Here is a 26,379-nt window from a genome sequence, read left to right as displayed (position 1 = left end):
CCCTCGGGTCCTCGGCGGGGAGACTGGGAGCATGAGCCGATGGATGCGCGTTGTCGCGACCGCGGGCGTCGTCGCCTTGCTCGCGGGGTGCGCGAGCGGTGGCACGCCCGAGCCGGTGCCGACGGCGAGCGCGCCGCCCAGCTCGTCACCGTCGCCCTCCCCCACGCCCGAGCCGCTCGCCCTGCCCGTGGGCGACCCGCCCGTCGTCGCCGAGGGCTTCACCACCCCGTGGTCGGTCGTGCGGCTGGCGAGCGGCTCGAGTCTGGTCAGCGAGCGCGACACCGCGCTGATCAAAGAGGTGACGGCGACCGGAGACGTGCGCGTCGTCGGCACCGTCGACGGCGTGCAGCCCGGCGGCGAGGGAGGCCTGCTCGGGCTGGCGGTTTCGCCGGAGGGCACCTGGCTCTACGCCTACTTCACCGCGGCCGGCGACAACCGCATCGTGCGGTTCGCGCTCGACGGCGGGCCCGGCGCCTACTCGCTCGGCGCCCGCGAAGACGTGCTCACCGGCATCGCCAAGGCCGGCAACCACAACGGCGGCCGCATCGGCTTCGGCCCCGACGGCATGCTGTACGCCACAACGGGCGACGCCGGCAACCGCACTGCCTCGCAGGATCCGGCCTCGCTGAACGGAAAAATACTGCGGATGTCGCCCACCGGCCAGGTGCCGCCCGACAACCCGGCGGCCGGGTCGCTCGTCTACTCGCTCGGCCACCGCAATCCGCAGGGGATCGCCTGGGACGCTTCCGGCCAGCTCTGGGCGGCCGAGTTCGGGCAGAACACGTGGGACGAGCTCAACGTCATTCGCCCGGGCGGCAACTACGGGTGGCCGACGGTCGAGGGCGTGGCATCCGACCCCGCTTTCGTCAACCCCGTGTACCAGTGGTCGACCGACGAGGCGAGTCCGAGCGGCCTGGCCTTCACCCGCGGGGCCTTCTATCTGGCCGCGCTCAAGGGCGAGCGGCTGTGGTCGGTCACCACCGACACCGGCGCGGTGGCGACACCGTGGTTCGCGGGAGTCTTCGGGCGCATCCGTGACGCGGTGCCCGGGCCGGACGGTTCGCTCTGGATGCTCACGAGCAACACCGATGGCCGCGGCGACCCCCGGGCGGGTGACGACAAGCTGCTGCAGGTTGCCCTCGAAACCGCCGACGCGGGTTAACCTTGATTCGCACGTCAATCTAAGGAACATCCGTGGCAATCGTTTTGGGTTACGACCCCACCACCCTTCGCGAACAGGTCGACCCCGTCGCGCTCGAAGAGCGTCTCGAGGAACTCGGCCAGCTTCGCAGCGCCGCGGCCCTCGACGAGAAGGTCGGGCTGCTGCGCTTGGCCGGCAAACTCGACGAGGCCTGGGACATCGCGAACCAGGCCGTCCGCCAGGCGCGATTCGGCGGCGACCGCGAGATGCTCGCGCTGGCACGCGTCCGACGCGCGCAGGTGCAGCAGGCTCTCGGCAAGCTGGAGCCCGCCCTCGCCGACCTCACCGATTGCGTCAACGAAGCCCACTCGCACGACTGGTCGGCAACCGAGGCGTTCGCCCTGCAGCAGCGCGGCCGGGTGAACTTCGACCTGGAAGACTTCGACGCCGCCCGCCGCGACTTCAGCGACGCGCTCAAGGTGCACGTGCGCATCAAGTCCTCCCCAGACGAGGTGGACGCCGCGATGATCGCCATCCAGATCACCGAGACCTTCATTGACGGTGCCGGGAGCTAGTTTCGTCAGGTGGCAGAACTAGTACGAGTACGGCAGTGGGCCGACGCCCTCATCGCGTTGCACCTCGACCCCGCGGTGTGGAGCTTCGGGTTCGACAACGCTAAGACGCGCGCGGGCCTGTGCAACTACACGACCAAGCGCATCTCGGTGTCGCGCTACCTAGCAGCCCGGTACGAAGACGACGAGATCCACCAGGTGCTGCTGCACGAAGTGGCCCACGCCATGGCGGGTTCGCGTGCCGGGCACGGCGCGCGCTGGAAGGCGACGGCGGCAGAACTGGGCTACGAGGGCAAACGGCTGCACGACGGGGCGATCGCAGACGAACTCGCGCCGTGGGTGGGCACGTGCCCGAGGGGGCACATCCACTACCGCTACCGAAAACCGACGCGGCTGCTGGCGTGCGGCAAGTGCTCGCGCAGCTTCGACCGCGCGAACGCGATCGACTGGGTGAAGCGCTAGCTAGGAGAGAGCCTTGGCCAGGTCGCCGACGACGTTCTTCCAATGCCCGAGCATCATGCGGCGTTCGTCGCGGTCGGCGAGCTCCTGGTGGTGGATGGCGATGGTCGTTCCCGCCTCGACCTCTTTCACGCTGATGACGAGCACGGTGTCGTGCGGCCAGTCGTCGGGGCGCCACGACAGGCGGATCTTCGAACCCTCGGTGTAGGCCAGCACTTCGCCCCGCACGCCGTCGGCCATCGAGTACGTGAAGCCTTTGACGCCGCGCAGCTCGCCCTTGCCGAGCCAGACCGGGACGCCGGCGCTGACCAGGTATTGCCAGACGACGGGCAGCGGAACGTCGACCGTCTCGCGCACTCCGACTTCCCAACCGGCGTCTTTCTTCGAGCCTGTATTGTCGGGAGTCGTGTTCGGAGCGGCATTCATGTAACCCACTATATTGGTTACGTGCAGTCTACGAAAACTACTGGCCAGTGGTTTCGCTCGGGTGACGGACACCGCTGGTGGTTCGATTCGGGCGCGCTACCCCTCGATTTCGCCTATTCCGGCGCCATGGGCGACAACCCGGCGTGGGAGATCCTGCACTCCGCCGACGATCTCGCCGCCTGGCTCGAGGGCCGGTTCCCCGAACAGCTGATGCCGGCCGCGCCCCGAGACCTGACCGACGCGCTCGCCCTCCGCGCGGCGATCGCCCGCAGCGCCATGTCCGCCGGTCGCGGCGAGGCACCCGCGGCGGAAGACGTCGACGTCATCAACCTGTTCGCCGCCACCCCCGACATCCCGCCGGCGCTGGCCGGCGGATCCCGCCAGGCCGGGCGCAGCAGAGCACGCCCGGGCCAGGCGCTGAGCGCGATGGCGCGCGAGGCGGTCGAGCTCTTCACCCCCGAGCAGCGCGAACGCATCCGGCACTGTGCGGCAGACGACTGCGGCCTCGTCTTCTACGACGAATCCCGGTCGAACAACCGCCGCTGGTGCTCGATGAAGCGCTGCGGCAACCGCGCCAAAGTGCGCACCCACCGCCTCCTCAACGGAGCCTGACCCGGGGGTGACTCCCGGCGCGACTCGCCGTAGGCTGGTCGACATACGCAACCCCAGACCCCGGTTGGTTCTTCCGCCGGAGTATCTAAGGGGCCTCACAATGTCAGCCACCACCGCCGAAACGCTCTCGCCCGGATGGCTCGACTCGCTCTTCACGCGCTCCATCACCGAGGCGGTAGCCGCGGTCGGCGACTCCAGCGGGGTTCCCGCGCTCGAGTGGCGGGTGCGCATCGACAACGGCGAAATCGTCGTTCTCGGCACGCCGCCCGAGCACTCGAGCGAGCCGGTGGCGCTATGCCGCGAGTGGGCGCGGGCGCTCGGACTCGACCGCGGCCGCTACGACGCGTCGGAGGACGTGTCGAGCTGGAGCCGCGTCGACGGCCCGTGGCTCATCGAGGTGTCGACGTCGATCTACTAGTCGACGACCTTGACCTCTTTCCAGAAGGCCACGTAGTTGGAGAAGTCCTTGCCGACGCGGTCGAACGCGCCGGGCAGCGGGTTCGGGTAGCTGAAGGCGCGATCCTGCAGCAGGCTGTCGCCCGATTTCACCGAGAAGTACTGGCAGTCGCCCTTCCACGGGCAGTGGTACGGGGTGGGGCTCTCGACGAGGTACTCGCTGTTCACGCTCGACGGCGGGAAGTACCAGTTGCCCTCGATCGAGATCAGGTCTTCTTTGGGGGATTCGGCGATGACGAGATCGCCCAGTAGTGCCTTCATTAGTGCTCCTTAGGGGGGTTAGCAATCAAAACGCTACGCGCGCAGCCTGAATTCCCGCGGCACGAGGGCAGACTGGTCGCATGAGAGTCCTCTTGAAGCTCGTTCTGGATTGCGAGCCGGATGCGGCGTGGCAGGCGCTACGCAGTCCCGCGGTATTCCGACAGGTGTCGTCGCCGTTGATGGTGTTCACCTCGCTCGACGAAGAAGGGTTCCAGGAGACGTGGAGCGAGGGCGAACACCGGGTCGCGGCCAAGGCGTTCGGCCTGGTGCCGGCCGGCGAGCAGATCATCGCCATCCGCACCGAGGAGCGCCTGGACCACGTGCACGGCAAACACGAGAGTCCCACCCGGGTGCGGATCGTGCACGACACCGGCCGCGGCCTCAGCTGGCCGCTGACCCTGACGAAGCACTGGCACCACCGCATGGCGGTGTCGGCGCAATCGGACGGCCGCACGCTCTACCGCGACCAGCTCGAGTTCGACGCCGGCGCGCTCACCCCCGTGCTCTGGCTCGCCTACTGGGGGTTCTGGCAGTGGCGCGCGGTCGCGATCAGGCGTCTCGCGCGCGACTGGTGACGCCGCGCACGCCCACCACCCGACGCCGGGCGCGGGCGTAGCCTCGAATCCATGACCTCCCCCATCACCCTCATCACCGGCACGTCCAGCGGAATCGGCCTCGAAATCGCGCTGCAGTCCGCTGCCGCCGGCCACACCGTCATCGCGACCATGCGCGACCTCGCGAAGGCGGGCGCACTGCGTGACGCGGCCTCCGCGAACGGCGTGACCGTCGACATCCGCCAGCTCGACGTCACCGACCCCGCCTCCATCGACGCCTGCGTCGCCTCGGTGATCGCCGACCACGGTCGCCTCGACGCCCTCGTCAACAACGCCGGCGCGGGCCACGTCGCGACCATCGAGAACGAGACGCTCGACGACGTGCGCCAGGTCATGGAGGTCAACTTCTTCGGCGTCGTCGCCGTGACCAAGGCCGCGATGCCGCTGCTGCGCGCGTCGGGCGGCCGGGTCGTCACGGTCTCGAGCGTCGGCGGCGCGGTCGGGCAGCCGTTCAGCGAGGCGTACTGCGCGGCGAAGTTCGCGGTGGAGGGCTTTATGGAGTCGCTCGCGCCCGTCGCCGCGACCGTGGGCGTCCGCGTCTCGGTCGTCGAGCCGGGCGCCGTGGCGAGCGAGTTCGTGCCGAACATCGGCCTGTCGTCGGCGAAGATGGTCGCCGAGGCCGGCGCGTACGGCCCGGCCCTCGCCGGCTACCTCGCCGCGTCGGGATCGTCGTTCTCGAAGGCGCAGTCGTCGGCGGATGCCGCCGCCGCGATCGTCGCGGTGTTGGTCGCGGATGCGCCTCCCGCCCGCGCCCAGACCTCCGACAGTGCGCGGGCCTTCGTCGGCACCAAGTTCGCCGACCTCGACGGTTCCGCGGTGCAGGCGCTGACCCGCACCTGGGTCGCGGGCTAGCCTTACGCCATGACCGCTCTCGAAGTCGCCGACTGGCGCCGGCAGGTGTTCGCCCTCTACGAGCGGGTGCGCGCCACCCCCGATCCCGCGGAGGGCCACACGCTGTGGCGCACCCAGCGCGATCGGCTTTTCGCGCAGCATCCGTCGACCCCCGTCATGGAGGCCGACCTGCCCGCGTTCGCCGGACTGCCGGTCGAACCGTACGACCCGGCCTGGCGCTTCGAGGTCGAGATCGAGGAGGCCGAGCCCGCCCACTTCGACTTCGAGACCGGAACCGACGGCGTCGTGCCGTTCGACCGGCTGGGCATCGCGGTGGTTCCGGGGGTCGGCTCGCTCGACGTCTGGCGGCTGACGAGCTACGGCGGCGGGATCTTCGTTCCCGTGCGCGACGGTCTCGCGGGCACACACGGCGGAACCTACGGCGGCGGCCGCTACCTCGTCGACTCGATCAAGGGCGCGCTGCTGCAGTCGTCGACGACGTCGCTCGTGCTCGATTTCAACTTCGCGTACAACCCGTCGTGCGCCTACGACCCGGCCTGGGCGTGCCCGCTCGCCCCACCCGGGAACCGCGTGCCGGTCGAGATCCCGGTGGGCGAGCGTTACTTCGGCTCGTACTGACCGCCCGCGCCCGCGTACCAAATGCAGGAGATTTCGCGTCGAGTCACAGGTTTACGGGGATGCGCGGCCCGTCTCGCAGAAATCTCCTGCATTTGGCACGGGGTGCGGTGGGATACGGGCGGGCGGATGACACGGGGCCGGCGCGACACGTGAGCCGCAGCATCCGACCCACCCTTCTGCCAAATGAAGGAAAACTAGGGGTCGAGTCACACCTTCGCTGGGATGCGCGGCCCTCATCATCGAAATCTCCTTCATTTGGCAGCGGGGCAGGAACCGGCGGGCGAAAAACGGGGTGTGCTAGCGTTAAGGCACTTGCGAGTCCATGACGGACTCCCTGCGTCGTTGAACGCTCCCTCTTCTCGCCCGTGCCGATCAAAAGCACAGGGCTCGTAGAAACTTTCTCCGGCGAACGGATGTGGCCATCGCCACCTTCGCCACTCTGTCCGGTTTCGATCCGGGCGCTAGAGCGCCCTACTCAACCGGCTGATGCCCGAAAGGCACCAACACCTTCATGTCAGAAAACTCCTTCGCCGCGCTCGGCGTTCCGGCTCCCCTCGTCGCGGCCCTCGCCGCCCAGGGAATCGACGCCCCGTTCCCGATCCAGGTCGACACGCTCCCCGACACCCTGTCGGGCCGCGACGTTCTCGGCCGCGGTAAGACCGGCTCGGGCAAGACCCTCGCCTTCTCGATCCCCATGGTCGCGCGTCTCGCCGGCAAGCTCGCCGGTGGCAGCCGCCGCCCGAACCGCCCACTCGCGCTCATCCTCGCCCCGACCCGCGAGCTCGCCACCCAGATCACCGTCGCGCTCACCCCGCTCGCTGACGCCTACGGCCTCAAGTCGACCACCATCTTCGGTGGCGTCAGCCAGCAGCGCCAGGTCGCGGCCCTCAAGGCCGGTGTCGACATCGTCGTCGCCTGCCCCGGCCGCCTCGAAGACCTCATGAAGCAGGGCTTCGTCAACCTCGACTCGGTCGAGATCTCGATCCTCGACGAGGCCGACCACATGGCCGACCTCGGTTTCCTTCCCGTCGTGACCCGCATCATGGACAAGACTCCCTCCAGCGGACAGCGCATGCTGTTCAGCGCCACGCTCGACAACGGCGTGGACAAGCTGGTCCGCCGCTACCTCCACAACGAGGTGCTGCACTCGGTCGACGAGGCCACCAGCCACGTCTCGGCCATGACCCACCACGTGTTCGAGGTCGACTCGGTCGAGGCCAAGCGCCTGCTCATCGAGAAGCTGGCCTCGGGCCAGGGCCGTCGCATCCTGTTCATGCGCACCAAGCACCACGCCAAGAAGCTCGCCCGCCAGCTGACCGACGCCGGCATCCCGGCCGTCGACCTGCACGGCAACCTCTCGCAGGTCGCCCGCGACCGCAACCTCGCGGCCTTCGCGGCCGGCACGAGCCGCGTTCTCGTCGCGACCGACGTCGCCGCCCGCGGCGTGCACGTCGACGACATCGAACTCGTGATCCACGTCGACCCGCCGGCCGAGCACAAGGCCTACCTGCACCGCTCGGGCCGCACCGCCCGTGCCGGCAAGGAAGGCGAGGTCGTCACCCTCGTTCTGCCCGAGCAGCGCAAGGACACCGCGCAGCTGCTGCGCAAGGCGGCCATCACCGTCACCCCGCAGCGGGTGACCGCGGACTCGCCCGCCGTCCTCGCCCTCGTCGGCGAGGTCGCCGAGTACGTGAAGCCGCTGCCCCGCGCCGCCGAGCCCGTTCGCGGACAGAGCCAGGGTGGACGCAGCCAGGGCGCCAACGCCCAGCGCAAGCGCACCAACCGCGAGGGTGGCGCAGACGCTGCTCCCCGCCGTGACCGCAACGGACGCCCGGCAGCAGCCGGTGCACCCGCTGCCGGCGGCCGCGCCGGTGGTGGCGCTCGTCGTGGTGGCGCCACCGGCGGACGTCCCGCAGCCGCAGCATCCGCCCCTCGCACCTACTCGACCTCGACCGGCGGCAACTCCGGCTACGCCGAGCAGGCCGGCGGCGCACGTCGCCAGGGTCGTCGCGCCCAGGGCTGATAGCTCTCGACATCTCGATGGGCCCCGCCCCGACTTCGGTCGGAGCGGGGTCCATTTTGGTAGTGCCCCCGCGCCGCCCGCAGTACTAACCTTTGCTCATGACTACGGTTGTCCGCCGCGCCTCACTCCACGACGCTGACCGCCTTGGGGTGCTGCACTCGCAGTGCTGGGCCGAGTTGTACGCCGGTGTGCTGCCGCCCGACGTCCTCGCCGAGCTGAGTCCGGCCGTGATGGCGCAGCTGTGGCAGCGGTTCGTGACGCGCGGCGAGGAGTACGCCCAGTACGTCGCGGAGGTCGACGGCGACGTCGTCGGGTTCGTGGGCTTCGGCCCCGGCCGCGACGAGGGCTACGCCGAGGTCGTCGAGGTGTACTTCTGCTACGTCGCGCCGGGGTTCCAGAGGTCGGGGATCGGGAGCGAATTGCTCGCCGCCGAGACGGATGCCACGTATCTCTGGATCTCGGAGAGCAACCGGGCCGCCCACAGGTTCTATCGTCGTAACAAGTTCGGACCGGACTCGCGGCGACGCATCGGTTCGCTCTTCGGCACGGACCTGCCCGAGATCCGGATGAGCCGCTAGGGCAGAACGCCCACCGAGGCGAGCGCGGCGCGCACCAGAGCGCCCCGGCCGCCCTCCATGTCGGCGGAGATGCTGGGCGACACGGCCTCGGCCGGGGTCATCCAGGTCAGCTCGAGGGCGTCTTGGCGCGGTTCGCAGGTGCCTGTCACGGGCACGACGTAGGCGAGGGCGACCGCGTGCTGGCGGGCGTCGGTGAACTTGCTGTCGCTCGGCCAGGGGAAGAACTCGGCGACGTTGAACGGCACCGGGCTGGCGGGCAGCAGGGGGAACGCCATCGGTCCGAGGTCCTTCTCGAGATGGCGGAACAGCGCGTCGCGCAGCGTCTCGCCGTACATGACGCGGCCGGAAACGAGGGTGCGGGTGATCGCGCCTTCGAGCGACGCGCGCAGGAGCATTCCGACCTCGGTGACGCGTCCGAGTCCGTCGACGCGGACCGGGATGGCCTCCACGTAGAGCAGCGGGAGTCGGCGCCGGGTCTCGGCCAGCTCCTCTTCTGACAGCCAGCCGGAATTGGGATCTGGGGTGCCTACGGAGCTCATGCTCCATTGTTACCCATCGCGGGGCATCCGTCGCTCACAACCGTGCGAGTCAGCGGATGTCGGCGGCTCGGGAGAAGATGGACGGATGAGCGACGTGCTCGGCAGATTTTCTCCGGCGACCAGGGAGTGGTTCGACGGAGCCTTCAGCGAGCCGACGGCCGCCCAACTCGGTGCGTGGGAGGCCGTCTCCAGCGGAAACCACGCTCTCGTCGTGGCACCCACCGGATCGGGCAAGACGCTCGCGGCGTTCCTCTGGGCGATCGACCGGCTGGCCTCCGTGCCGCCGCCCGAAGACCCGCTGCACCGCACCCGCGTGCTCTACATCTCGCCGCTCAAGGCGCTCGGCGTCGACGTCGAACGCAACCTGCGCGCCCCCCTCGTCGGCGTGACGCAGACCGCCAAGCGGCTCGGCCTCGCGGCGCCCGAGGTGACCGTCGGGGTGCGGTCGGGCGACACCACCCCCGGAGACCGCCGCGTGCTCGCCCGCACTCCCCCCGACATCCTGATCACCACTCCCGAGTCGCTCTACCTCATGCTCACGAGCGCGGCGAAGGAGACGCTCATGGGCGTCGAGACCGTCATCGTCGACGAGGTCCACGCCGTCGCGTCGACCAAGCGCGGCGCCCACCTGGCCGTCTCGCTGGAGCGCCTCGACGCCATGCTGGCGAAGCCCGCGCAACGCATCGGGCTGTCGGCGACGGTGCGCCCGCGCGAAGAGGTGGCGCGGTTCCTCGCCGGAACGTCCCCGGTGTCGATCGTGCAGCCGGTGTCGACCAAGAAGTTCGACCTCACCGTAGTGGTGCCGGTCGAAGACATGACCGAGCTCGGGGCGGCACCGGCGATGGAGGGCTCGGCCGCCGGCGCCCAACCGCAGGGCTCGATCTGGCCGCACGTCGAGGAGAAGATCGTCGACCTGATCTTCGAGCACCGGTCGACCATCGTGTTCGCCAACTCCCGCCGGCTGGCAGAACGGCTGACGGCGCGGCTGAACGAGATCGCCGAGGAGCGGGAAGCGGTCGCTCAAGAGGCGGTCGCTGAGCTTGTCGAAGCGGAGCTGGTCCCTTCGACAGGCTCAGGGACCGTACGAACGATTCCCGCCCAGATGATGGCGCAGGCCGGCTCCACCTCGGGAGCCGCGCCGGTGCTGGCCCGCGCCCACCACGGCAGCGTGAGCAAAGAGCAGCGCGCCGGCATCGAGGACGACCTCAAGAGCGGTCGGCTGCGCTGCGTCGTCGCCACGAGTTCGCTCGAACTCGGCATCGACATGGGCGCCGTCGACCTGGTCGTGCAGGTCGAATCGCCGCCCTCGGTCGCGAGCGGCCTGCAGCGCATCGGCCGCGCCGGCCACCAGGTGGGCGAGACGTCGAAGGGCGTCCTCTTTCCCAAGCACCGCGCCGACCTGCTGCACACCGCGGTCGCCGCTAAGCGCATGCTGTCGGGTCAGATCGAGGCCATCAGCGTTCCGGCCAACCCGCTCGACGTCCTCGCCCAGCAGACCGTCGCCGCGGTGGCGCTCGGCCCGCTCGGCGTGGAGGAGTGGTTCGAGACCGTCCGCCGCAGCGCGCCGTTCGCCACCCTCCCCCGCAGCGCCTACGTCGCGACGCTCGACCTGCTGAGCGGGCTCTACCCCAGCGACGAGTTCGCCGAGCTGCGTCCCCGCATCGTCTGGGACCGCGTGGGCGGCACGATCACCGGGCGCCCCGGCGCGCAACGGCTGGCCGTGACATCCGGGGGCACCATCCCCGACCGCGGGCTGTTCGGCGTCTTTATGGTGGGCGAGAAGGCGGCGCGCGTCGGCGAGCTCGACGAGGAGATGGTCTACGAGTCGCGCGTCGGCGACGTGTTCGCGCTCGGCGCGACCAGTTGGCGCATCGAAGACATCACCCACGACCGCGTGCTCGTCTCGCCCGCGTTCGGGCAGCCGGGCAAGGTGCCGTTCTGGAAGGGCGACGGCCTGGGTCGACCCGCCGAACTGGGGCGGGCCATCGGGGCGTTCACGCGGGAGGTGTCGACCGCCTCGGGGACCGACGGCGTGAAGGAGCGCATGGAGGCGGCAGGCCTCGACGAATTCGCCGCCAACAACCTCATCGCCTTCGTCGCCGACCAGAAGCAGTCGACCGGGCACGTCCCCACCGACAAGACGCTCGTGGTCGAGAGATTCCGCGACGAGCTCGGCGACTGGCGTGTCATCCTGCACTCGCCCTTCGGCATGCAGGTGCACGCGCCCTGGGCCCTCGCTGTGGGTGCGCGGGTGCGCGACAGGATGGGCATGGATGGCGCGGCCATGGCGAGTGACGACGGCGTCGTCGTGCGCATCCCCGACACCGACGCGGAGCCGCCCGGCGCCGAGCTCTTCGTCTTCGAACCCGGCGAGCTGCAAGACATCGTGACCGAGGAGGTGGGCGGCTCGGCGCTGTTCGCCTCGCGTTTCCGCGAGTGTGCGGCGCGCGCCCTGCTGCTTCCGCGCTACAACCCCGGCAAGCGCAGCCCGCTCTGGCAGCAGCGCCAGCGCGCCTCGCAGCTGCTCGATGTGGCCCGCAAGTTCCCGAGTTTCCCGATCGTGCTCGAGACCGTGCGCGAGGTGCTGCAGGACGTCTACGACCTGCCGGCGCTCGTGGGTGTCGCCGGCGAGATCGAGAGCCGCAGCATCCGAATCGTCGAGACCGAGACGGATGTTCCGTCGCCGTTCGCGAGGTCGCTGCTGTTCGGGTACGTGGCCGCGTTTATGTACGAGGGCGACTCGCCCCTCGCCGAGAGACGCGCCGCCGCGCTGTCGCTGGACTCGACGCTGCTGGCCGAGCTGCTCGGACGTGCGGAACTGCGCGAACTGCTCGACGCCGGCGTCATCGAACAGACCGAGCTCGAGTTGCAGCGCCTCGCCGCCGACCGCCGGGCGAAAGACGCCGAGGGCATCGTCGACGTGTTGCGCCTGCTCGGGCCGCTGTCGACGCAGGAGATCAGGGAGCGGAGCTGGTTGAGTAGGAGCGCCAGCGACGTATCGAAACCCTCCGAGGACGAGGTTTCGATACGCTCGCTGGGCGAGCTACTCAACCAACTTGCCAGAGACAACCGCGTGCTGCGGGTGACCATCGCCGGCACCGAGCGCTGGGCCGGCATCGAAGACGCCGCCCGCCTGCGCGACTCGCTCGGTGTGCCCCTGCCGATCGGCGTGCCGGCCGCGTTCATCGAGCCCGTCGCCGACCCGTTGGGCGACCTCATCGGCCGCTTCGCCCGCACCCACGGCCCGTTCACCGTCGCCGACGCCGCCTCACGCTTCGGCCTGGGCGTCGCCGTCGTGCTCGACACGCTGCGCAGGCTCGCGAGCGAACGCCGGGTGATCGAGGGCGAGTTCCGTCCGGGCGCGACCGGCAGCGAGTGGTGCGACGTCGAGGTGCTGCGCCGCCTGCGCAGCCGCTCGCTCGCGGCGCTGCGGCACGAGGTCGAGCCGGTCGACGCGCCCACCCTCGGCCGCTTCCTGCCCGCGTGGCAGCACGTCGGAAGCAACCTGACCGGCATCGACGGCCTCGTCCAGGTGATCGACCAGCTCTCCGGCGTCGCCCTGCCCGCCTCGGCGTGGGAGACCCTCGTGCTGCCGGCGCGTCTGCGCAACTACTCCCCCGCCTGGCTCGACGAGCTGACCCTCACCGGCGAGGTCGTCTGGTCGGGACGCGGGTCCCTCCCGGGCAGCGACGGCTGGGTGAGCCTGCACCTCGCCGAGACGGCACCGCTCACGCTCGCCGAGCCCAGCGGCGACGAGACCACCGAGCTGCAACGTTCCATCCTCGCGAACCTCGCCGGGGGCGGCGCGTTCTTCTTCCGCCAGCTGTCGGGCGCGGTCGGCAGCATGGACGACAAAGAACTCACGACCGCCCTGTGGGACCTGGTCTGGGCCGGGCTCGTGACGAACGACACGTTCTCGCCGCTGCGTTCCTACCTCGGCGGCAAGGCCGCCCCGAAGCGGGCCCCGTCGCGGTCGCGGGCCTACCGCGGTCGCGCGCGGCCCAGCCTGCCGAGCCAGGCCGGCGCGCCGAACGTGGGCGGACGCTGGTCGCTGCTGCCGCTCGCCGAGGGCGACACCACGATCCGCGCCAAGTCGATGGCCGAGCTACTGCTGGAGCGGCACGGTGTCGTCACCCGCGGCGCCGTGGTGAGCGAGGGCATCCGCGGCGGCTTCAGCCTCGCGTATAAGGTGCTCAGCGGGTTCGAGGAGATCGGCCGCGCCCGCCGCGGCTACTTCGTCGAGGGGCTCGGAGCCGCCCAGTTCGCCACCGGGGCCACCGTCGACCGGCTGCGCGCGTTCACCAAAGACGACGCGTCCACTGCGCCGCCCGCCGCGATCACGCTCGCCGCCACCGACCCCGCCCAGCCCTACGGCGCCGCCCTGCCGTGGCCGGCAGCCGACGCCGACGAGCCCCGCGGACACCGTCCCGGTCGCAAGGCCGGCTCGCTCGTGGTGCTCGTCGACGGCGAGCTGGCCGTCTACGTGGAACGCGGCGGCAAGACGGTGCTCACCTTCAGCACCGACGAGGAGGCGTTGGCCGCGGCATCCGCATCTCTCGCCTCGATCGTGCGCACCGGGCTCGGCAAGCTCCGCATCGAGCAGGTCGACGGCGTCTCGATCACCGGCACGCCGCTCGGCATCGCGCTGGGCGACGCCGGCTTCAGCGCGACGCCGCGCGGATTGTCGCTCCGTGCCTGAGGGCGATACCGTCTGGCTCACCGCCGACAACCTGAACAAGGCGATCGGCGGCCAGGTGCTCACCGCGTGCGACGTGCGCGTGCCGGCGTTCGCTACCGTCGATCTCACGGGCGAGACCGTGCACGACGTCGAGAGCCGCGGCAAGCACCTGCTGCACCACGTGGGCGACATGACGATCCACACGCACCTCAAGATGGAGGGGTCGTGGCACCTGTACCGGCACGGCACCCCGTGGCGTCGGCCGGCGCACCAGGCCCGCATCATCCTCACCACCGCCGACTGGGTGACCGTGGGATTCTCGCTCGGCATAACCGAGATCGTGCCCACCGCCGACGAAGACAGCGTCGTCGGCTACCTGGGCCCCGACCTGCTCGGTGAGTTCGACGCTACCGAGGCGATCGCCCGGCTCAGCGCCGACCCGTCGGTGCCCTCGTTCGTCGCACTGCTCGACCAGCGCAACCTGGCCGGCATCGGCAACGTCTACGCCAACGAGCTGTGCTTCCTGCGCGGCATGCTGCCCACGCGTCCGATCGGTGAAGATCCGGATGTCGCGGCCACCGTCGCCCTCGCCCGCAAGCTGTTGGCGGCCAACCGAGGCCGGGTAGACCGTTCCACGACCGGCGACCTGCGCTCCGGCCGCAACGCCTGGGTGTACGGACGCGGCGGCAAGCCGTGCCTGCGCTGCGGCACCCGCATCCGCCGCGGGAAACTCGGGGCGACCGTGCTCACCGAGCGCGACACCTTCTGGTGCCCGCGCTGCCAGACGTAGCCGCCCGGCCCCAGCTTCTGCGCAACCCTGGGACGTCTGCGCATCGTCGCGCACGCGCACGTGACCCGAGAGTGCGCAGACACGGCCGGACGGCGGCGGCGCACACAAAAGGGCCGCCCCTTCCGGGACGGCCCTCGCAGTGGAACGGGTTACGCGGGGATGCTCGCCAGCACCTCGTCGAGGGCCGCGGTGGCTTCCTCTTCGGTGCTCTGGCGGGCGAGCGCGAGCTCGGACACGAGGATCTGGCGGGCCTTGAGCAGCATGCGCTTCTCGCCGGCCGACACGCCCTTGTCCTGGTCGCGGCGCCACAGGTCGCGAACGACCTCGCTCACGCTGTAGACGCTTCCGCTGCCCATCTTCTCGGTGTTGGCCTTGAAGCGGCGCGACCAGTTGCCCGGCTCCTCGACCCACTCGCTGCGCAGCACGTCGAACACGGCCTCGACGCCCGCGGCGTCGATGACGTCGCGCACGCCGATCAGCTCGACGTTCTCCTGCGGAAGGTCGATCATCAGGTCGCTCGCGTGCACGTTCAGCGTGAGGTAGGTCTTGTCGACGCCCTTGACTGTGCGGGTCTTGACCGCGGTGATGGTGGCTGCTCCGTGGTGTGGGTAGACGACGGTTTCCCCTACTTCGAAAATCATTTGGGCTGCCTCTAATCGTTTGTTGTTGTCGGTCACCGTGGCCGTGCTGTAGCGCGGCGGCTGGTTGCCGTTGTTGGAAGATCGGGTCTTTCGCGCGGCGACATTGCGGCGCATCCTCTGGCTCGCTGAGGAAGGGGTAACAATTCTACCACTCGGGGGACACTCTCAACCTGAGTGCGTTATAAGGGGTCCCGAAGGCGCCGATTCGCGCGCCGGACCGGCTCCCGACAGCCACAGGCTAGCGTGGTGAGCATGGTTACCATCGACCCGTCCGCCGTCATCTGGTCGGCCCCCGAGCGCGAACGCGCCGGCCGACCGCTGCTCGTTCTGCTGCACGGGTTCGGCTCGCACGAGGGCGACCTCTTCGGCCTGTCGCCCCAGCTGCCGCTCGGCCCCGTGATCGCCTCACTACGCGCGCCGCTCGACGCCGGACAGGGCGGCTTCGCCTGGGCCCCGCTGTCGCGGCAGGCGGATGCCGCAACGGTGGCGAAGGGGGCCGACGAGGTCGCGGTCGCGCTTCTCGAATGGCTCGCCACCACCGAGTCCACATCGGTGGGCCTGCTCGGCTTCTCGCAGGGCGCCGCCGTCGCCATGCAGCTGCTGCGTAACGCGCCCGAACGGTTCGCGTTCGCCGTGAACCTCAGCGGCTTCGCCGTGCCCGACGACAACGCCGGAGACGCCGAGCTCGCCCGCGTCAGCCCTCCGGTCTTCTGGGGCCGCGGCACCGCAGACCAGGTGATCACGCCCGACTTGATCGCCTACACGCAGCAGTGGCTGCCCGAGCATTCCACGCTGACCGAGCGCATCTACGAGGATCTCCCGCACTCGATCTCGCGCCCCGAGCTCGACGACGTGAACGCCTTCATCCGCTCGGTGTGGCGCTAGCGGCGCTTCTGCCAGCCGACCGCGTAGACGAAGAGGATTCCGATCGCGGTGGCGACGCCGAGGGCGATCGAGACCGGCGAGAGGAACTGCAGGATCTGCAGGCCGACGTAGTCGACGGTCGAGGCCGCGTCCGTCGCGAGGAACGGGGCGCGCGCCGCCTGGATGCCCCAGACCCCCGCAGCGACGAGCGCGACGCTCACCACGCTGAGCGCGATCAGGAACGGGTTGGGGCGCGGTCGGTCGTCGAGAGCCGCGGCATCCGCGGGTTCTGAATCGGCGGCGTCCGATCGTGTCGGCGGCAGTTTGATGGCGGGAGCGGACACGTACGGCTGGGTCGCGCTGGGCTCGGGCGGGTGCACCGGGCTCGCGCGTCTGGCGTCACGCTGCACCACGCGGGGCGCATCCGAAGCGCTGGCCCCGTCGAATCCCCGCTGGAAGGCCGGGTCGAATCGGGGGTCGAAGTCGTCGTCGGATCTGGCGTTCATGGTCGTCCCTTCGGGTCTCGCTCCGAGCGTATCGCCCGGAGGGCGGGCGGATGACTCGTCAGACGGCCAATGGCTCGGTGGGCGGCTGCGGGCGGGCCGAACGCACGGCGCCGATGCTCGCGACGATCACGAGCCCGATGGCCACGGCGCCGACCACGGTGAAGCGCTGGTCGAGGATGACGAGTCCGGCGAGGGTGGCGATGGCGGGCGCGAGCGACATGAGGATCGCGAAGGTCGAGGCGGGCAGCCGCCGCAGCGCGAGCAGCTCGAATGCGTACGGCAGCGTCGACGAGAGCAACGCGACCGCCGCACCGAGCAGCAGGATCTGCGGCTCGAACAGCGCCGGTCCCGTCAGCGTGATGCCGAACGGCAGGGTGACCAGCGCGCCGATGCTCATCGCGATGGCGAGTCCGTCGAAGCGTGGGAAGTGCTGGCCCGTGCGGGCGGAGAGCAGGATGTAGCCCGCCCACGTCGCACCGGCTCCCGCGGCGAAGACAACGCCGAGGGGGTCGAGGTGTCCGAAGCTGCCCTGTCCGAGCAGCGCGACTCCGGCGAGCGCGATGACCGCCCAGACCCAGCGGGAGCGCTTGCGGCTGGTGAAGACCGAGACGGCGAGCGGGCCGAGCACCTCGATCGTCACGGCCGCGCCGAGCGGGATGCGGTCGAGCGCCTCGTAGAAGAGAAAGTTCATCGCGGCGATGGCGATGCCGAAGGCGACGACGGTGGCCCAGCTGGCCCGGGTGTAGCCACGCACGGTCGGCCGGCTTATGGCGAGCAGGATGAGCGCCGAGAAACCCAGCCGCAGCGATACGACGCCCAGCGCGCCGACGGCGGGGAAGAGCAACACGGCGAACGACGCGCCCACCTCTTGCAGCGCGAGGCCGGCGACGACGAGCCCGACCGACCCGAGGGGGAGCGCCGAGCGCGTTATTGCCATGAGGCAACCGTATGCGCTCGCGACGACGCCTCGGTTCGGGCGCCTCGGTCCGTCAGTGCGCCGCTCCGACAACCAGCGACACGGCGAGCGCCACCATCACCACGGCGATGATCGCGTCGAGCACACGCCACGCCGCCGGCTTCGCGAAGACGGGCTGCAGCAGCCTCGCGCCGTAGCCGAGCGCGGTGAACCAGACGACGCTCCCGAGAACCGCGCCGGCGCCGAACCACCAGCGGCCGTCGTCGTGGGTGTTGGCGATCGACCCCAGCAGCACGACCGTGTCGAGGTAGACGTGCGGGTTGAGCCAGGTGAGGGCAAGCACTGTGCCGACCGTCGCGGCGAGGCTCGTGCGCACGGTCGGACCGTCTGCGGTGAGCGCCGCCGGGCGGAGGGCCCGCCTGGCGGCGAGGATTCCGTAGCCGAGGAGGAAGGCGGCACCGGCGTACCGCACGATGACGAGCACTTCGGGTGCTGCAGCGATCACGGCGCCCGCCCCGGCGATCCCCAGGAGGATGAGCACGGCATCCGACACCGCGCAGACGACCACGACGACGAGCACGTGTTCGCGGCGCAGTCCCTGGCGCAGCACGAAGGCGTTCTGGGCGCCGATCGCGACGATGAGGGAGAGGCCGAAACCGAAGCCGGCGAGAGCGGTGAGGAGCATGAGCCAACGGTAGGGCGGGTCGCTGAAACAGTCCAGCTAACGTTTCTTATCCCGCATTAGTATGGCTAATCATGGACTTCGACCTCGCCCAGTTGCGTGCGCTGAGTGCGACCGTCGCCGAGGGCAGCCTCGAGGCGGCGGCACGGCGGCTGCATGTGACCCCCTCCGCCGTGAGCCAGCGCATCAAGGCCCTCGAGTCGGCCGTGGGCGCCGTACTGCTGCAGCGCACCAAGCCGGTGCGGGTGACCGAGCGCGGTCAGGCGGTTCTGCGCCTCGCCCGGCAGGTCGACGTTCTCGCCGCCGACGCCCAGCGCGAGCTGGGTGACGAGGCCGGCGACGGCCGCCCGGTGAACATCCCCATCGCGGTCAACGCCGACTCGCTCGCCACCTGGATCCTGCCCGCCCTCGCCACACTGCCGAGCGCGCCGACGTTCGACATCCACCTCGACGACCAGGAGCACACGACCGCGCTGCTGCGCTCTGGCGCGGCGATGGCGGCGATCACCGCGGTCGCCCAACCGATCCAGGGCTGCACCTCCACCCTGCTCGGAACAATGCGGTATCGCCCGCGCTGCAGCGCCCGTTTCACCGAAAGCTGGTTCGCCGGGGGCGCCACCCGCGACGCGCTCGACCGGGCACCGGTCGTCGTCTTCGACCGCAAAGACGACCTGCAGGATGCCTACCTGCGTCGCGCGGGACTCCCCCAGCCCGCACCGCCCCGGCACTTCGTCCCCTCGTCGGCGGACTTCGTGAGGGCGGTGGAACTCGGCCTCGGCTGGGGCAACGTCCCCGACCTGCAGGACACCCCCGAGCTGGTCGCCTTCGACCCCGACGCGGTATTCGACGTGCCGCTCTACTGGCAGCAGTGGCAGCTGCAGTCGGCGACGCTCGACGAGGTCGCGGACGCGGTCAGGCGCGCGGCCGCGCAACACCTCCGCTGAGAACGGGTTGGCGCATCCGCGAGTTTGTTTATTTCTTCCCGTCCGGTGCGTAGCGAACACGAAAGTGCCCATGACGCGGCGGGACTATTTGGGGCCGCGCGCTGTTGGGGCGTAGTGACAACACCCCCGGAAAAAGGAGCACTACCCGCAATGACACGCATCGGCATCATCCTCGGCAGCACCCGTCCCGGCCGCAAGAGCGAGGACGTGGCAAAGTGGGTTCTCGACGCCGCCTCCCAGCGCGACGACGCCGAGTTCGAACTCGTCGACCTGCGCGACTACCCGCTGCCCTTCTTCGACGAGGAGATCTCCCCCGCCTGGAAGCCATCGGAGAACGAACAGGTCACGGCGTGGAGCGAGAAGATCGCGAGCCTCGACGGCTTCGTGTTCGTCACGCCTGAGTACAACCACTCGACGTCGGCGGTACTGAAGAACGCCATCGACTACCTCTTCGCGGAGTGGAACAACAAGGCCGCCGCGTTCGTCGGCTACGGCGGAGTCGGCGGCTCGCGTGCCGTCGAGCACCTGCGCCTCATCGCCGCCGAGCTCGAGATCGCCACCGTGCGGCACCAGGTCGCGCTCTCGCTGATGAACGACTTCGCGAACTTCACCGAGCTCACGCCCTCGCAGTACCAGGTGCAGAACCTGGGCAAGGCCCTCGACGGCGTCGTGGCGTGGTCGAAGGCCCTCGAGCCGCTCCGCGCCGAGGTACTCGCGGCCTGACTCGGCAGGGCCCCGCCCGCCCGACGACGGCGGGCGGGACCCGCGCTTTTCACCTACGCTCGATCTGGCCCTCCCCCGTTCCGAGCAGATTGAGCACGCATGAGCAACACCGACTTCACCTTCGAATCCGTGGAGTGGGACGACCCACGCGCCGTGGCACTGCGCGACGCGATGGACGCCGAGATGACGGTGCGCTACCACCGCCCCGAACCCGAGCCGGCGGAAATCACCGAGCGCCGCCGCGTTTCGCTCGCCGTCGACCCGACGCTCGTGAAAGCGACGGTGCTCGTGATCGACGCCGACGGCACGCCGCTCGCCCACGCCGCGCTTCGGCTGCTCGGCGACGACTGGGAGGTCAAGCGCGTCATCGTCGTCGACGGCCAGCGCGGCCGCGGCATCGGCCGGGCGCTGATGACCCACCTCGAGCGGCTCGCCACCGCGGGCGGCGCCCGGCGCCTGATCCTGCAGACCGGCGACCGCCAGCCCGACGCCGTGGCGCTCTACGAACGGGTCGGATACACGCCCATCCCGATCTACGAGCCGTACATCGAGACCATCCCGTTCTCCCTCTGCTTCGAAAAGCAGCTGGCCGCCTAAGAAGCAGACGAACCGCGGATGCCGCGTGCCGGGCGCTCCCCGCGCGGGACTCAGCCCGCCGCCGACCCCACCGGTGCGGGCTGCTGAGAGGGCGTGGTCATGCGTGCCGGCAGCACGAGCAGGGCGAGCAGCGCGGTCGCGACCGAGCCGCCGAGCACCATGACCGGCACGGCGAACTCGAGGCCGGCGACGAGCCCGCCGCCGAGTGTGCCCGCCGCGACCCCCACGCTCATCGCACTCACGACCCAGGCGTTCGCTTCGGTGAGCGAGCCACGGTCGGCCACGTGCGCCACCGACTCGAAGATCTGGGCGAGGGTCGGCGGCAGCATAAAGCCGGCGACGACCGCGAGCGCGAGCCAGACCGCGGGCGGCAGCTCCGCGAGCGCCAGCGGCAGGTAGAAAGCGGCGAGCAGCAGTCCGCACCGGGCGAGCAGGCGCTGCGGGGCGCGCCGGAGCGGACGCAGCGCCAGCGTCGTCGCTCCGACCAGCGCCCCGAACGCGTTGGCGGCGAGAGCCCACCCGGCGAAGCCCTCGATGCCGTGACGCTCGCCGAACACGGTGACCGAGATGGTCAGCACCCCGACGGGGATGCCGACGCCGAAGGTGAAGGCGACGAGCCGGCGGAAACGCGCGCTCCGCACCGGGGACAGCCGCGGCGCATCCGGATTCTCCGACGCTCCGGCGGTGCGCGACACGCGATTCAGCGCGAAGGCGACCGTGCCGGCCAAGCCGAGCGCGGCCGCGAAGAGCACGTTGCCGGTGGCACCGAAGGCCGAGATGCCGAGCACGGTGAGCAGCGGCCCGACGATGAAGACGAGTTCCTGGGCACCGGCGTCGAGGCTGAACGCGGCCTTGAGCGGGCGCCCCTCCGGCACGATGCGCGGCCAGAGCGACCGCAGCGACGGCTCGAGCGGCGGGGTGAACAGGCCGGCGAGAATGGCCCCGAGGAGGGCGAGAACGGGAGCCTCGGCGGCACAGGCCGCGACCACCACGAATCCGAGCGAGCTGACCACTGCCGCCACGACAAGCACGAGCGTCTGCCCGGTCCGGTCGACCACGCGGCCGAGCACCGGCTGGCCCACCGCGCCCGCGACGATGTAGACCGCGGTCATCGTTCCGGCGAGGGCGTAGTCGCCGCCCTGCAGGCGCACGAGCTGCACGATCGCGAGGGCCGCCATCGCGCTCGGCAACCGGCCGACCAGCGAACTCGCCAGCAGATAGACAGCGCTCGGGGTGCCCAGCACCACGCGGAGAGGATTCATGCGTCCATTCTGGTGTCAGAGCAACCGGCGCAGTGTCTCGGCATTGCGCACCGCGTTGCCGCCGCCGTCGTTGTTGAAGTACGCGAACACGTCGCGGCCGTCGTTCTCCCACTCGCGGATACGGTCGGCCCACCAGGCCAGATCGTCGTCGGAGTAGGAGCCCCCGTAGAGGGTGCCCCGGTCGGGACCGTGCAACCGCACGTAGACGAACGGCGCGGTGGCGCGCAGGATGCAGGGCAGGCCGGCGCCGCTCATCACGCAGTAGGCGGCCCCGTGGCGTTCGAGCAGTTCGAAGACCTCCTCGACGTGCCAGCTCGGATGGCGGAACTCCACCGTGACGCGGATCCAGTCGGGCAGCTCGGCCAGGAAGTAGTCGAGTCGGGCGTCGTCGCGCGGCAGATTCGGCGGCAGCTGCACGACCAGCACGGCGCGTTTGTCGCCGAGTTCGTGCCAGCAGCGCGCGATACGCTCGATCCACACTCCGGGGTCGTAGAGCTTCTTCGCGTGGGTGAGCCCCCGCGGCGCCTTCACCGAGAGCTGGAAACCTGCCGGCAGCCGACGCTGCCACCCCGCGAAGGTCGTATCGCGCGGCCAGCGGTAGAAACTCGCGTTGAGTTCGACGGTGTCGAAGCGCTCGACATAGGCGGCAAGGCGGTCCCGCGCCGCCAGTCCCGGGCGGTAGAGCACGTTCTCCCAGTGGTCGTAGCTCCAGCCGGAAGTGCCGATGCGGGTGTTCACCCGACCAGCGTAAGGCGCTCGCGTCGACACGGTTAGGCTCGAAGTCGGCCGCCTGGAAAGAAGACCATGTCACGATCAACACCCGACTGGACCGAACACGTCATCTGGTGGCACGTCTACCCGCTCGGCTTCGTCGGCGCCGACACCACCGGGCAGGACCGCACCCCGACCCACACCCTGCTGCAGCTCGAGTCGTGGCTGGACTACCTGCTCGCGCTGGGCGCGAACGGGCTGGCGCTCGGACCGGTGTTCCGGTCGAGCACGCACGGGTACGACACCATCGACTACTTCGAGGTGGACCCGCGCCTAGGAACCACCGCCGACCTGGAACATCTCATCGAGGCGGCCCATTCTCGTGGCATCCGCGTCATGCTCGACGGCGTCTTCAACCATGTCGGCCGCGAGTTCGCGCCGCTGCAGGCCGCCCTGAGCGACCCCTCCGCGCCCGAGCGGGCCCTGTTCCGCCAGACGGACACCGGCGAGCTGGAGGTGTTCGAGGGCCACGGCGCCCTGGTCGCCCTCGACCATGGCAACCCCGATGTCGCCCAGTACGTGAGCTCCGTGATGCGCCACTGGCTCGAGCGGGGCATCGACGCCTGGCGACTCGACGCCGCCTACTCGGTGCCGGCCGGGTTCTGGGCATCGGTGCTTCCCGCGGTGCGCGAGCAGCACCCCGACGTGTACGTGCTCGGCGAGGTGCTGCACGGCGACTATGCGGGCTTCGTGCGCGACGGCGGTCTCGACAGCGTGACGCAGTACGAGCTCTGGCAGGCGGTCTGGCACTCGATCGCCGAGGCGAACTTCTTCGAACTCGACTGGGCGCTGCAGCGGCACAATGAATTCCTCGACACGTTCGTGCCGTACACGTTCGTCGGCAATCACGACGTGACCCGCCTCGCCACCCAGATCACCGACGAGCGGCACCGGGCGCACGCTCTTGTGCTGCTCTTCACCCTCGGCGGCACACCGGCGGTCTACTACGGCGACGAGCGCGGCCTCGAGGGCCTCAAGGAGGAGCGGGTCGGCGGCGACGACGCGATCCGCCCCGCGTATCCGGCCACCCCCGAGGAGCTCGCCGACACCGGGAACGACGTCCTCGCGCTGCACCAGGAACTCGTCGGACTCCGCAGGCGGCACCCCTGGCTGCACGCCGCGACCAGCACGAGTATCGCCCTGAGCAACACCGGCTACGTGTTCGAGGTGACCGACGGCAGCGAGCGCATCGTGGTCGCGCTGAACCTGGGCGACGAGGCGCTTGCTCTCGATCAGGCGAGCGCGGACCTGGAGTTGCTGGCCGGAGACTCCGACGGAGCGTCGGTGCCTCCGCACGGCTGGGCGGTCTTCGGCTGACCGAGCGGGTCGAGCCGGTCGCGGCCAGTCAGTCGGCGATCTTGCCGATCGGCTCGCGCTTCTCGGCCTGGAACCGGTCTTCGGTGCGCCCGTAGGCCCAGTAGCCGGAGAGCGAGAAGCGTTCGCGCGGCACACCCCGCTCGGCGAGCACCGCACGCACGGCCTTCATCGCCTCGCGCTCCCCGTGGGCGAACACCTGCACCGTGTCATCCGGCCACTCGGCGGCGTCTATCGCGGCGGCGAGCAGCGAGGCGTCGCGGTCGTGCCCGCGGTGGATCCAGTTGACGGCCACCCCCACCGGCGCCTCGAGCTGGTGCTCGTCGGAGGCGTCTTCGACCTCGATGTGCACGATGCCGCGCGCGTTTGGAGCGAGCGCGCCGATCGCCGACGAGATCGCCGGGATCGCGGATTCGTCGCCGGCGAGCACGTGCCACCCGGTCTGCGGGCTCGGCGAGTAGCCGCCGCCCACACCCGCGAGCACGAGCGGGTCGCCGGGCCGGGCGTTCGCCGCCCACGGTCCGGCGACCCCCTCGGTGCCGTGCACCACGAAGTCGACGGCGATCTCGCGCGACTCGTAGTCGACCGACCGGATCGTGTAGGTGCGCACGACAGGCCAGTGCTCTTGCGGCAGCGAGTCACGCAGCGCGGGAATGTCGTACGGCGGCTCGAGCCCGAGTTCGGGTCTGACGAAGACGAGCTTCGTGTACCGGTCGGTGAAGTCGCTCGCCGACAGGTCGTCGAAGCCGGGTCCTCCCGCGACGACGCGCACCATGCGGGGCGCGAGCCACTCGGTGCGGACGACGGACAGAACGATCTGGGGCCGGGCGGCGCGGGCCGGCGGGGTCTGGGTGGTCACACTGGAGCCAATCACCCCGACCTGAGCGTTTATTCCGCTACTCAACCGGCGATGGTCAATGTGATCCGGCCGCCCGTCACCGTCGCGGTGATCTGCGAGTAGTCGCGGACGCGCGGCAGGTCGCGCGCGAAGAGGACGGCACGGCAGTCGATCGTCGTGGTCACGGGTTCAGGTGTCCGCTCATGCTCGCGTGCAGGCGCGCGCTGCGTTCGTCGAGGCCGCGCACCTCGACCGTCGAGCCCTCCGCGCGGTACTTCTCCCCGATCGCGTCGAGGGCGGCGACGCTCGAGGCGTCCCAAATGCGCGACTCGGCGAAGTCGATGATCACGCGCGGCGGGTCGGCGGTGAAGTGGAAGTGGTCGGCGAGCTCGTTGCTCGACGCGAAGAACAGCGCCCCGCGCACCAGGTACTCGACGCTCGCGCCGTCGGCCGCGACGATGCGGCTGACGCCGAACGCGCGCGACGCCCGCTGCAGCAACAGCAGGGCGGCCAGCACCGCGCCCACGCCGACGCCGATCGCGAGGTTGCTCGTGATAACGACGGTCGCCACGGTGACCACCATCACGATGGTTTCGGAACGTGGCATCCGCCTCACGACGCTCGGCCGAACCGAACGCCAGTCGACGGTGCGCACCGCGACCACCATCATCACGGCGGCGAGCGAGACCATCGGGATGACGGCCATCACGTTCGACAGCACCGCCACGAAGAGCAGCAGGAAAACGCCGGCGAACAGCGTCGACAGGCGGGTGCGGGCGCGTCCGATCTTCACGTTGACCACCGTCTGACCGATCATGGCGCAGCCCGCGACCCCGCCCCAGAACCCGGCGAGGATATTCGCGACGCCCAGCCCCCACGACTCGCGCTTCTTCGACGACGGGCTGTCGGTCATGTCGTCGACCAGTTTCGCGGTGAGCAGCGTCTCGATCAGCCCGACGAACGCGACGGCGATGGCCGTCGGTGCGATGAGCAGCAGGGTGTCGAGGGTGAGCGGCACACCGAACGGCGTGATGCCGGGCAGTCCGCCGGTCACGTGGCCCTCGTCGCCGACGGTCGGCACCGTGATGCCCACGGCGACGGTGAGCGTTGTCACGGCGACGATCGCCACGAGCGGCGCCGGCACGTGCGTCGTGATCTTGGGGAACAGCCAGATGATCAGCAGCGTGAGCACGAAGAGCGGGTAGACCTGCCACGGCACGTCGATGAGGCTGGCGACCTGGGCGACGAAGATCAGGATGCCCAGCGCGTTGACGAACCCGATCATGACCGAGCGGGGGATGTAGCGCATCACCTTGGCGAGCCCCGTGACGCCGAACACGATCTGGATCACGCCCGCGAGAATAACCGTCGGCAGCAGGTATTCCACGCCCTCGGAGTGCACGAGCGGCGCGACTACGAGGGCAACCGAGCCGGCCGCCGCCGTGACCATCGCGCTGCGGCCGCCGAGGATCGACATGGTGATCGTCAGAACCGCGGATGCCACGAGGGCGTTCACGGGGTCGACTCCCGCGATGATCGCGAAGGAGATCACCTCGGGGATCAGCGCGAGCACTGTGACGGCTCCGGCGAGCGCCTCTGTGCCGATGAGCGCCGGGTTGCGGAGGACGGCGCGGAGCGGGAGGCGGCCGCGGGCGTTGAGCTCGCGCGCGGTGAGGGCGGTTCTGGGCACGTTTTACTGTAG

Annotated in this window: 29 protein-coding genes; 17 read left to right on the top strand and 12 right to left on the bottom strand. The window is 70.2% G+C overall.

The window, feature by feature from the left end; translation table 11 throughout:
- Positions 1-31: 31 nt before the first annotated feature.
- The 3 genes from IEV96_RS13735 to IEV96_RS13725 are packed head-to-tail and all read left to right on the top strand — an operon-like array spanning position 32 to position 2,175.
- On the top strand, positions 32-1,162 hold the full coding sequence (locus IEV96_RS13735; RefSeq protein WP_188511337.1) for a PQQ-dependent sugar dehydrogenase: 1,131 nt from the start codon (positions 32-34) through the stop codon (positions 1,160-1,162).
- 32 nt (positions 1,163-1,194) lie between these two features.
- Positions 1,195-1,716 carry a YfgM family protein gene (locus IEV96_RS13730; protein ID WP_188511336.1) on the top strand — a complete coding sequence of 174 codons (522 nt, stop codon included), beginning with the start codon at positions 1,195-1,197 and terminating at the stop codon, positions 1,714-1,716.
- A gap of 9 nt (positions 1,717-1,725) precedes the next feature.
- Positions 1,726-2,175 carry a SprT-like domain-containing protein gene (locus IEV96_RS13725; protein ID WP_188511335.1) on the top strand — a complete coding sequence of 150 codons (450 nt, stop codon included), beginning with the start codon at positions 1,726-1,728 and terminating at the stop codon, positions 2,173-2,175.
- Here the strand turns inward: IEV96_RS13725 and IEV96_RS13720 are convergent, their stop codons facing one another.
- The gene (locus IEV96_RS13720; RefSeq protein WP_229733417.1) at positions 2,176-2,598 is read right to left on the bottom strand and encodes an SRPBCC family protein; all 423 of its coding nucleotides are present in this window, start codon (positions 2,596-2,598) and stop codon (positions 2,176-2,178) included.
- A gap of 21 nt (positions 2,599-2,619) precedes the next feature.
- Between IEV96_RS13720 and IEV96_RS13715 the strand changes: the two genes are divergently transcribed.
- Both IEV96_RS13715 and IEV96_RS13710 read left to right on the top strand, forming a co-directional pair.
- Positions 2,620-3,210, top strand: coding sequence for a CGNR zinc finger domain-containing protein (locus IEV96_RS13715; protein WP_268235602.1), 591 nt, complete (start codon positions 2,620-2,622; stop codon positions 3,208-3,210).
- 100 nt (positions 3,211-3,310) lie between these two features.
- Positions 3,311-3,628 (top strand): hypothetical protein, encoded by a 318-nt coding sequence (locus IEV96_RS13710; protein ID WP_188511333.1) that lies wholly within the window; start codon positions 3,311-3,313, stop codon positions 3,626-3,628.
- On the opposite strand, the gene IEV96_RS13705 is transcribed toward IEV96_RS13710, so the two are convergent.
- Positions 3,625-3,927 carry a DUF427 domain-containing protein gene (locus IEV96_RS13705; protein WP_188511332.1) on the bottom strand — a complete coding sequence of 101 codons (303 nt, stop codon included), beginning with the start codon at positions 3,925-3,927 and terminating at the stop codon, positions 3,625-3,627. The two genes, IEV96_RS13710 and IEV96_RS13705, sit on opposite strands and share 4 nt — an antisense overlap.
- 80 nt (positions 3,928-4,007) lie before the next feature.
- Between IEV96_RS13705 and IEV96_RS13700 the strand changes: the two genes are divergently transcribed.
- The 5 genes from IEV96_RS13700 to IEV96_RS13680 all read left to right on the top strand — a co-directional run bounded on the left by IEV96_RS13700 (position 4,008) and on the right by IEV96_RS13680 (position 8,612).
- Complete coding sequence (locus IEV96_RS13700) at positions 4,008-4,502, top strand: hypothetical protein (RefSeq protein ID WP_188511331.1); 495 nt, start codon at positions 4,008-4,010, stop codon at positions 4,500-4,502.
- 51 nt (positions 4,503-4,553) lie between these two features.
- On the top strand, positions 4,554-5,393 hold the full coding sequence (locus IEV96_RS13695; RefSeq protein ID WP_188511330.1) for an SDR family NAD(P)-dependent oxidoreductase: 840 nt from the start codon (positions 4,554-4,556) through the stop codon (positions 5,391-5,393).
- Positions 5,394-5,402: 9 nt separating this feature from the next.
- Complete coding sequence (locus tag IEV96_RS13690; protein ID WP_188511329.1) at positions 5,403-6,011, top strand: DUF1684 domain-containing protein; 609 nt, start codon at positions 5,403-5,405, stop codon at positions 6,009-6,011.
- 511 nt (positions 6,012-6,522) lie between these two features.
- Positions 6,523-8,034: a DEAD/DEAH box helicase gene (locus IEV96_RS13685; protein WP_188511328.1), complete on the top strand. Its 1,512-nt coding sequence runs from the start codon at positions 6,523-6,525 to the stop codon at positions 8,032-8,034.
- Positions 8,035-8,132: 98 nt separating this feature from the next.
- Positions 8,133-8,612: a GNAT family N-acetyltransferase gene (locus IEV96_RS13680; protein ID WP_188511327.1), complete on the top strand. Its 480-nt coding sequence runs from the start codon at positions 8,133-8,135 to the stop codon at positions 8,610-8,612.
- On the opposite strand, the gene IEV96_RS13675 is transcribed toward IEV96_RS13680, so the two are convergent.
- Positions 8,609-9,151 (bottom strand): NUDIX hydrolase family protein, encoded by a 543-nt coding sequence (locus IEV96_RS13675; protein WP_188511326.1) that lies wholly within the window; start codon positions 9,149-9,151, stop codon positions 8,609-8,611. The two genes, IEV96_RS13680 and IEV96_RS13675, sit on opposite strands and share 4 nt — an antisense overlap.
- A gap of 85 nt (positions 9,152-9,236) precedes the next feature.
- Between IEV96_RS13675 and IEV96_RS13670 the strand changes: the two genes are divergently transcribed.
- Both IEV96_RS13670 and IEV96_RS13665 read left to right on the top strand, forming a co-directional pair.
- A complete protein-coding gene (locus tag IEV96_RS13670) occupies positions 9,237-13,850 on the top strand; it encodes an ATP-dependent helicase (protein ID WP_188511325.1) in 4,614 nt (1,537 codons plus the stop codon).
- Positions 13,843-14,619, top strand: a complete 777-nt coding sequence (locus tag IEV96_RS13665; RefSeq protein ID WP_188511324.1) for an Fpg/Nei family DNA glycosylase — start codon at positions 13,843-13,845, stop codon at positions 14,617-14,619. Before IEV96_RS13670 ends, IEV96_RS13665 begins: the two co-directional genes overlap by 8 nt.
- 149 nt (positions 14,620-14,768) lie before the next feature.
- Here the strand turns inward: IEV96_RS13665 and IEV96_RS13660 are convergent, their stop codons facing one another.
- Positions 14,769-15,260, bottom strand: coding sequence for a CarD family transcriptional regulator (locus tag IEV96_RS13660; protein WP_188511323.1), 492 nt, complete (start codon positions 15,258-15,260; stop codon positions 14,769-14,771).
- 252 nt (positions 15,261-15,512) lie between these two features.
- Between IEV96_RS13660 and IEV96_RS13655 the strand changes: the two genes are divergently transcribed.
- Positions 15,513-16,145 carry an alpha/beta hydrolase gene (locus IEV96_RS13655; protein ID WP_188511322.1) on the top strand — a complete coding sequence of 211 codons (633 nt, stop codon included), beginning with the start codon at positions 15,513-15,515 and terminating at the stop codon, positions 16,143-16,145.
- Here the strand turns inward: IEV96_RS13655 and IEV96_RS13650 are convergent.
- Genes IEV96_RS13650 through IEV96_RS13640 form a run of 3 tightly spaced genes read right to left on the bottom strand, consistent with a single transcriptional unit; the run spans position 16,142 to position 18,231 of the window.
- Positions 16,142-16,630 (bottom strand): hypothetical protein, encoded by a 489-nt coding sequence (locus IEV96_RS13650; protein WP_188511321.1) that lies wholly within the window; start codon positions 16,628-16,630, stop codon positions 16,142-16,144. The two genes, IEV96_RS13655 and IEV96_RS13650, sit on opposite strands and share 4 nt — an antisense overlap.
- A gap of 58 nt (positions 16,631-16,688) precedes the next feature.
- Positions 16,689-17,567: an EamA family transporter gene (locus IEV96_RS13645; protein WP_188511320.1), complete on the bottom strand. Its 879-nt coding sequence runs from the start codon at positions 17,565-17,567 to the stop codon at positions 16,689-16,691.
- Positions 17,568-17,619: 52 nt separating this feature from the next.
- A complete protein-coding gene (locus IEV96_RS13640; protein WP_188511319.1) occupies positions 17,620-18,231 on the bottom strand; it encodes a LysE/ArgO family amino acid transporter in 612 nt (203 codons plus the stop codon).
- A gap of 71 nt (positions 18,232-18,302) precedes the next feature.
- Between IEV96_RS13640 and IEV96_RS13635 the strand changes: the two genes are divergently transcribed.
- The 3 genes from IEV96_RS13635 (at position 18,303) to IEV96_RS13625 (ending at position 20,492) form a co-directional block, all read left to right on the top strand.
- Positions 18,303-19,172, top strand: coding sequence for a LysR family transcriptional regulator ArgP (locus IEV96_RS13635; RefSeq protein WP_188511318.1), 870 nt, complete (start codon positions 18,303-18,305; stop codon positions 19,170-19,172).
- A gap of 150 nt (positions 19,173-19,322) precedes the next feature.
- Entirely contained in the window at positions 19,323-19,895 is a 573-nt protein-coding gene (locus tag IEV96_RS13630; RefSeq protein ID WP_188511317.1) for an NADPH-dependent FMN reductase, read from the top strand.
- A gap of 99 nt (positions 19,896-19,994) precedes the next feature.
- Positions 19,995-20,492: a GNAT family N-acetyltransferase gene (locus IEV96_RS13625; RefSeq protein WP_188511316.1), complete on the top strand. Its 498-nt coding sequence runs from the start codon at positions 19,995-19,997 to the stop codon at positions 20,490-20,492.
- Between the two features lie 50 nt (positions 20,493-20,542).
- Here IEV96_RS13625 and IEV96_RS13620 read toward each other — a convergent pair whose 3' ends face one another.
- Together IEV96_RS13620 and IEV96_RS13615 are read right to left on the bottom strand one after the other, a co-directional pair.
- On the bottom strand, positions 20,543-21,754 hold the full coding sequence (locus tag IEV96_RS13620; protein WP_188511315.1) for an MFS transporter: 1,212 nt from the start codon (positions 21,752-21,754) through the stop codon (positions 20,543-20,545).
- A 15-nt stretch (positions 21,755-21,769) separates the two neighbouring features.
- The gene (locus tag IEV96_RS13615) at positions 21,770-22,492 is read right to left on the bottom strand and encodes a DUF72 domain-containing protein (RefSeq protein WP_188511314.1); all 723 of its coding nucleotides are present in this window, start codon (positions 22,490-22,492) and stop codon (positions 21,770-21,772) included.
- A 66-nt stretch (positions 22,493-22,558) separates the two neighbouring features.
- Here IEV96_RS13615 and IEV96_RS13610 point away from each other — a divergent pair, with 66 nt between their 5' ends.
- Positions 22,559-23,842, top strand: coding sequence for an alpha-amylase family protein (locus IEV96_RS13610; protein WP_188511313.1), 1,284 nt, complete (start codon positions 22,559-22,561; stop codon positions 23,840-23,842).
- 28 nt (positions 23,843-23,870) lie between these two features.
- On the opposite strand, the gene IEV96_RS13605 is transcribed toward IEV96_RS13610, so the two are convergent.
- The 3 genes from IEV96_RS13605 to IEV96_RS13600 are packed head-to-tail and all read right to left on the bottom strand — an operon-like array spanning position 23,871 to position 26,367.
- The gene (locus IEV96_RS13605; protein WP_188511312.1) at positions 23,871-24,698 is read right to left on the bottom strand and encodes a siderophore-interacting protein; all 828 of its coding nucleotides are present in this window, start codon (positions 24,696-24,698) and stop codon (positions 23,871-23,873) included.
- A 41-nt stretch (positions 24,699-24,739) separates the two neighbouring features.
- The gene (locus tag IEV96_RS16770; RefSeq protein WP_268235601.1) at positions 24,740-24,862 is read right to left on the bottom strand and encodes a hypothetical protein; all 123 of its coding nucleotides are present in this window, start codon (positions 24,860-24,862) and stop codon (positions 24,740-24,742) included.
- Positions 24,859-26,367, bottom strand: coding sequence for a SulP family inorganic anion transporter (locus IEV96_RS13600; protein ID WP_188511311.1), 1,509 nt, complete (start codon positions 26,365-26,367; stop codon positions 24,859-24,861). The genes IEV96_RS16770 and IEV96_RS13600 overlap by 4 nt, the downstream gene beginning before the upstream one ends.
- Between the last annotated feature and the right edge of the window lie 12 nt (positions 26,368-26,379).

The sequence above is a fragment of the Conyzicola nivalis genome (assembly GCF_014639655.1).
Lineage (GTDB): Bacteria > Actinomycetota > Actinomycetes > Actinomycetales > Microbacteriaceae > Conyzicola > Conyzicola nivalis.
This window is presented reverse-complemented; position numbering and strand designations above follow the sequence as displayed.

Coding starts and splice junctions, on each gene's coding strand:
- IEV96_RS13735 (WP_188511337.1), top strand. CDS start 32: ATGAGCCGATGGATGCGCGTTGTCGCGACCGCGGGCGTCGTCGCCTTG.
- IEV96_RS13720 (WP_229733417.1), bottom strand. CDS start 2,598: ATGAATGCCGCTCCGAACACGACTCCCGACAATACAGGCTCGAAGAAA.
- IEV96_RS13710 (WP_188511333.1), top strand. CDS start 3,311: ATGTCAGCCACCACCGCCGAAACGCTCTCGCCCGGATGGCTCGACTCG.
- IEV96_RS13705 (WP_188511332.1), bottom strand. CDS start 3,927: ATGAAGGCACTACTGGGCGATCTCGTCATCGCCGAATCCCCCAAAGAA.
- IEV96_RS13700 (WP_188511331.1), top strand. CDS start 4,008: ATGAGAGTCCTCTTGAAGCTCGTTCTGGATTGCGAGCCGGATGCGGCG.
- IEV96_RS13695 (WP_188511330.1), top strand. CDS start 4,554: ATGACCTCCCCCATCACCCTCATCACCGGCACGTCCAGCGGAATCGGC.
- IEV96_RS13690 (WP_188511329.1), top strand. CDS start 5,403: ATGACCGCTCTCGAAGTCGCCGACTGGCGCCGGCAGGTGTTCGCCCTC.
- IEV96_RS13685 (WP_188511328.1), top strand. CDS start 6,523: ATGTCAGAAAACTCCTTCGCCGCGCTCGGCGTTCCGGCTCCCCTCGTC.
- IEV96_RS13680 (WP_188511327.1), top strand. CDS start 8,133: ATGACTACGGTTGTCCGCCGCGCCTCACTCCACGACGCTGACCGCCTT.
- IEV96_RS13675 (WP_188511326.1), bottom strand. CDS start 9,151: ATGAGCTCCGTAGGCACCCCAGATCCCAATTCCGGCTGGCTGTCAGAA.
- IEV96_RS13670 (WP_188511325.1), top strand. CDS start 9,237: ATGAGCGACGTGCTCGGCAGATTTTCTCCGGCGACCAGGGAGTGGTTC.
- IEV96_RS13660 (WP_188511323.1), bottom strand. CDS start 15,260: ATGATTTTCGAAGTAGGGGAAACCGTCGTCTACCCACACCACGGAGCA.
- IEV96_RS13655 (WP_188511322.1), top strand. CDS start 15,513: ATGGTTACCATCGACCCGTCCGCCGTCATCTGGTCGGCCCCCGAGCGC.
- IEV96_RS13650 (WP_188511321.1), bottom strand. CDS start 16,630: ATGAACGCCAGATCCGACGACGACTTCGACCCCCGATTCGACCCGGCC.
- IEV96_RS13645 (WP_188511320.1), bottom strand. CDS start 17,567: ATGGCAATAACGCGCTCGGCGCTCCCCCTCGGGTCGGTCGGGCTCGTC.
- IEV96_RS13640 (WP_188511319.1), bottom strand. CDS start 18,231: ATGCTCCTCACCGCTCTCGCCGGCTTCGGTTTCGGCCTCTCCCTCATC.
- IEV96_RS13635 (WP_188511318.1), top strand. CDS start 18,303: ATGGACTTCGACCTCGCCCAGTTGCGTGCGCTGAGTGCGACCGTCGCC.
- IEV96_RS13630 (WP_188511317.1), top strand. CDS start 19,323: ATGACACGCATCGGCATCATCCTCGGCAGCACCCGTCCCGGCCGCAAG.
- IEV96_RS13625 (WP_188511316.1), top strand. CDS start 19,995: ATGAGCAACACCGACTTCACCTTCGAATCCGTGGAGTGGGACGACCCA.
- IEV96_RS13620 (WP_188511315.1), bottom strand. CDS start 21,754: ATGAATCCTCTCCGCGTGGTGCTGGGCACCCCGAGCGCTGTCTATCTG.
- IEV96_RS13610 (WP_188511313.1), top strand. CDS start 22,559: ATGTCACGATCAACACCCGACTGGACCGAACACGTCATCTGGTGGCAC.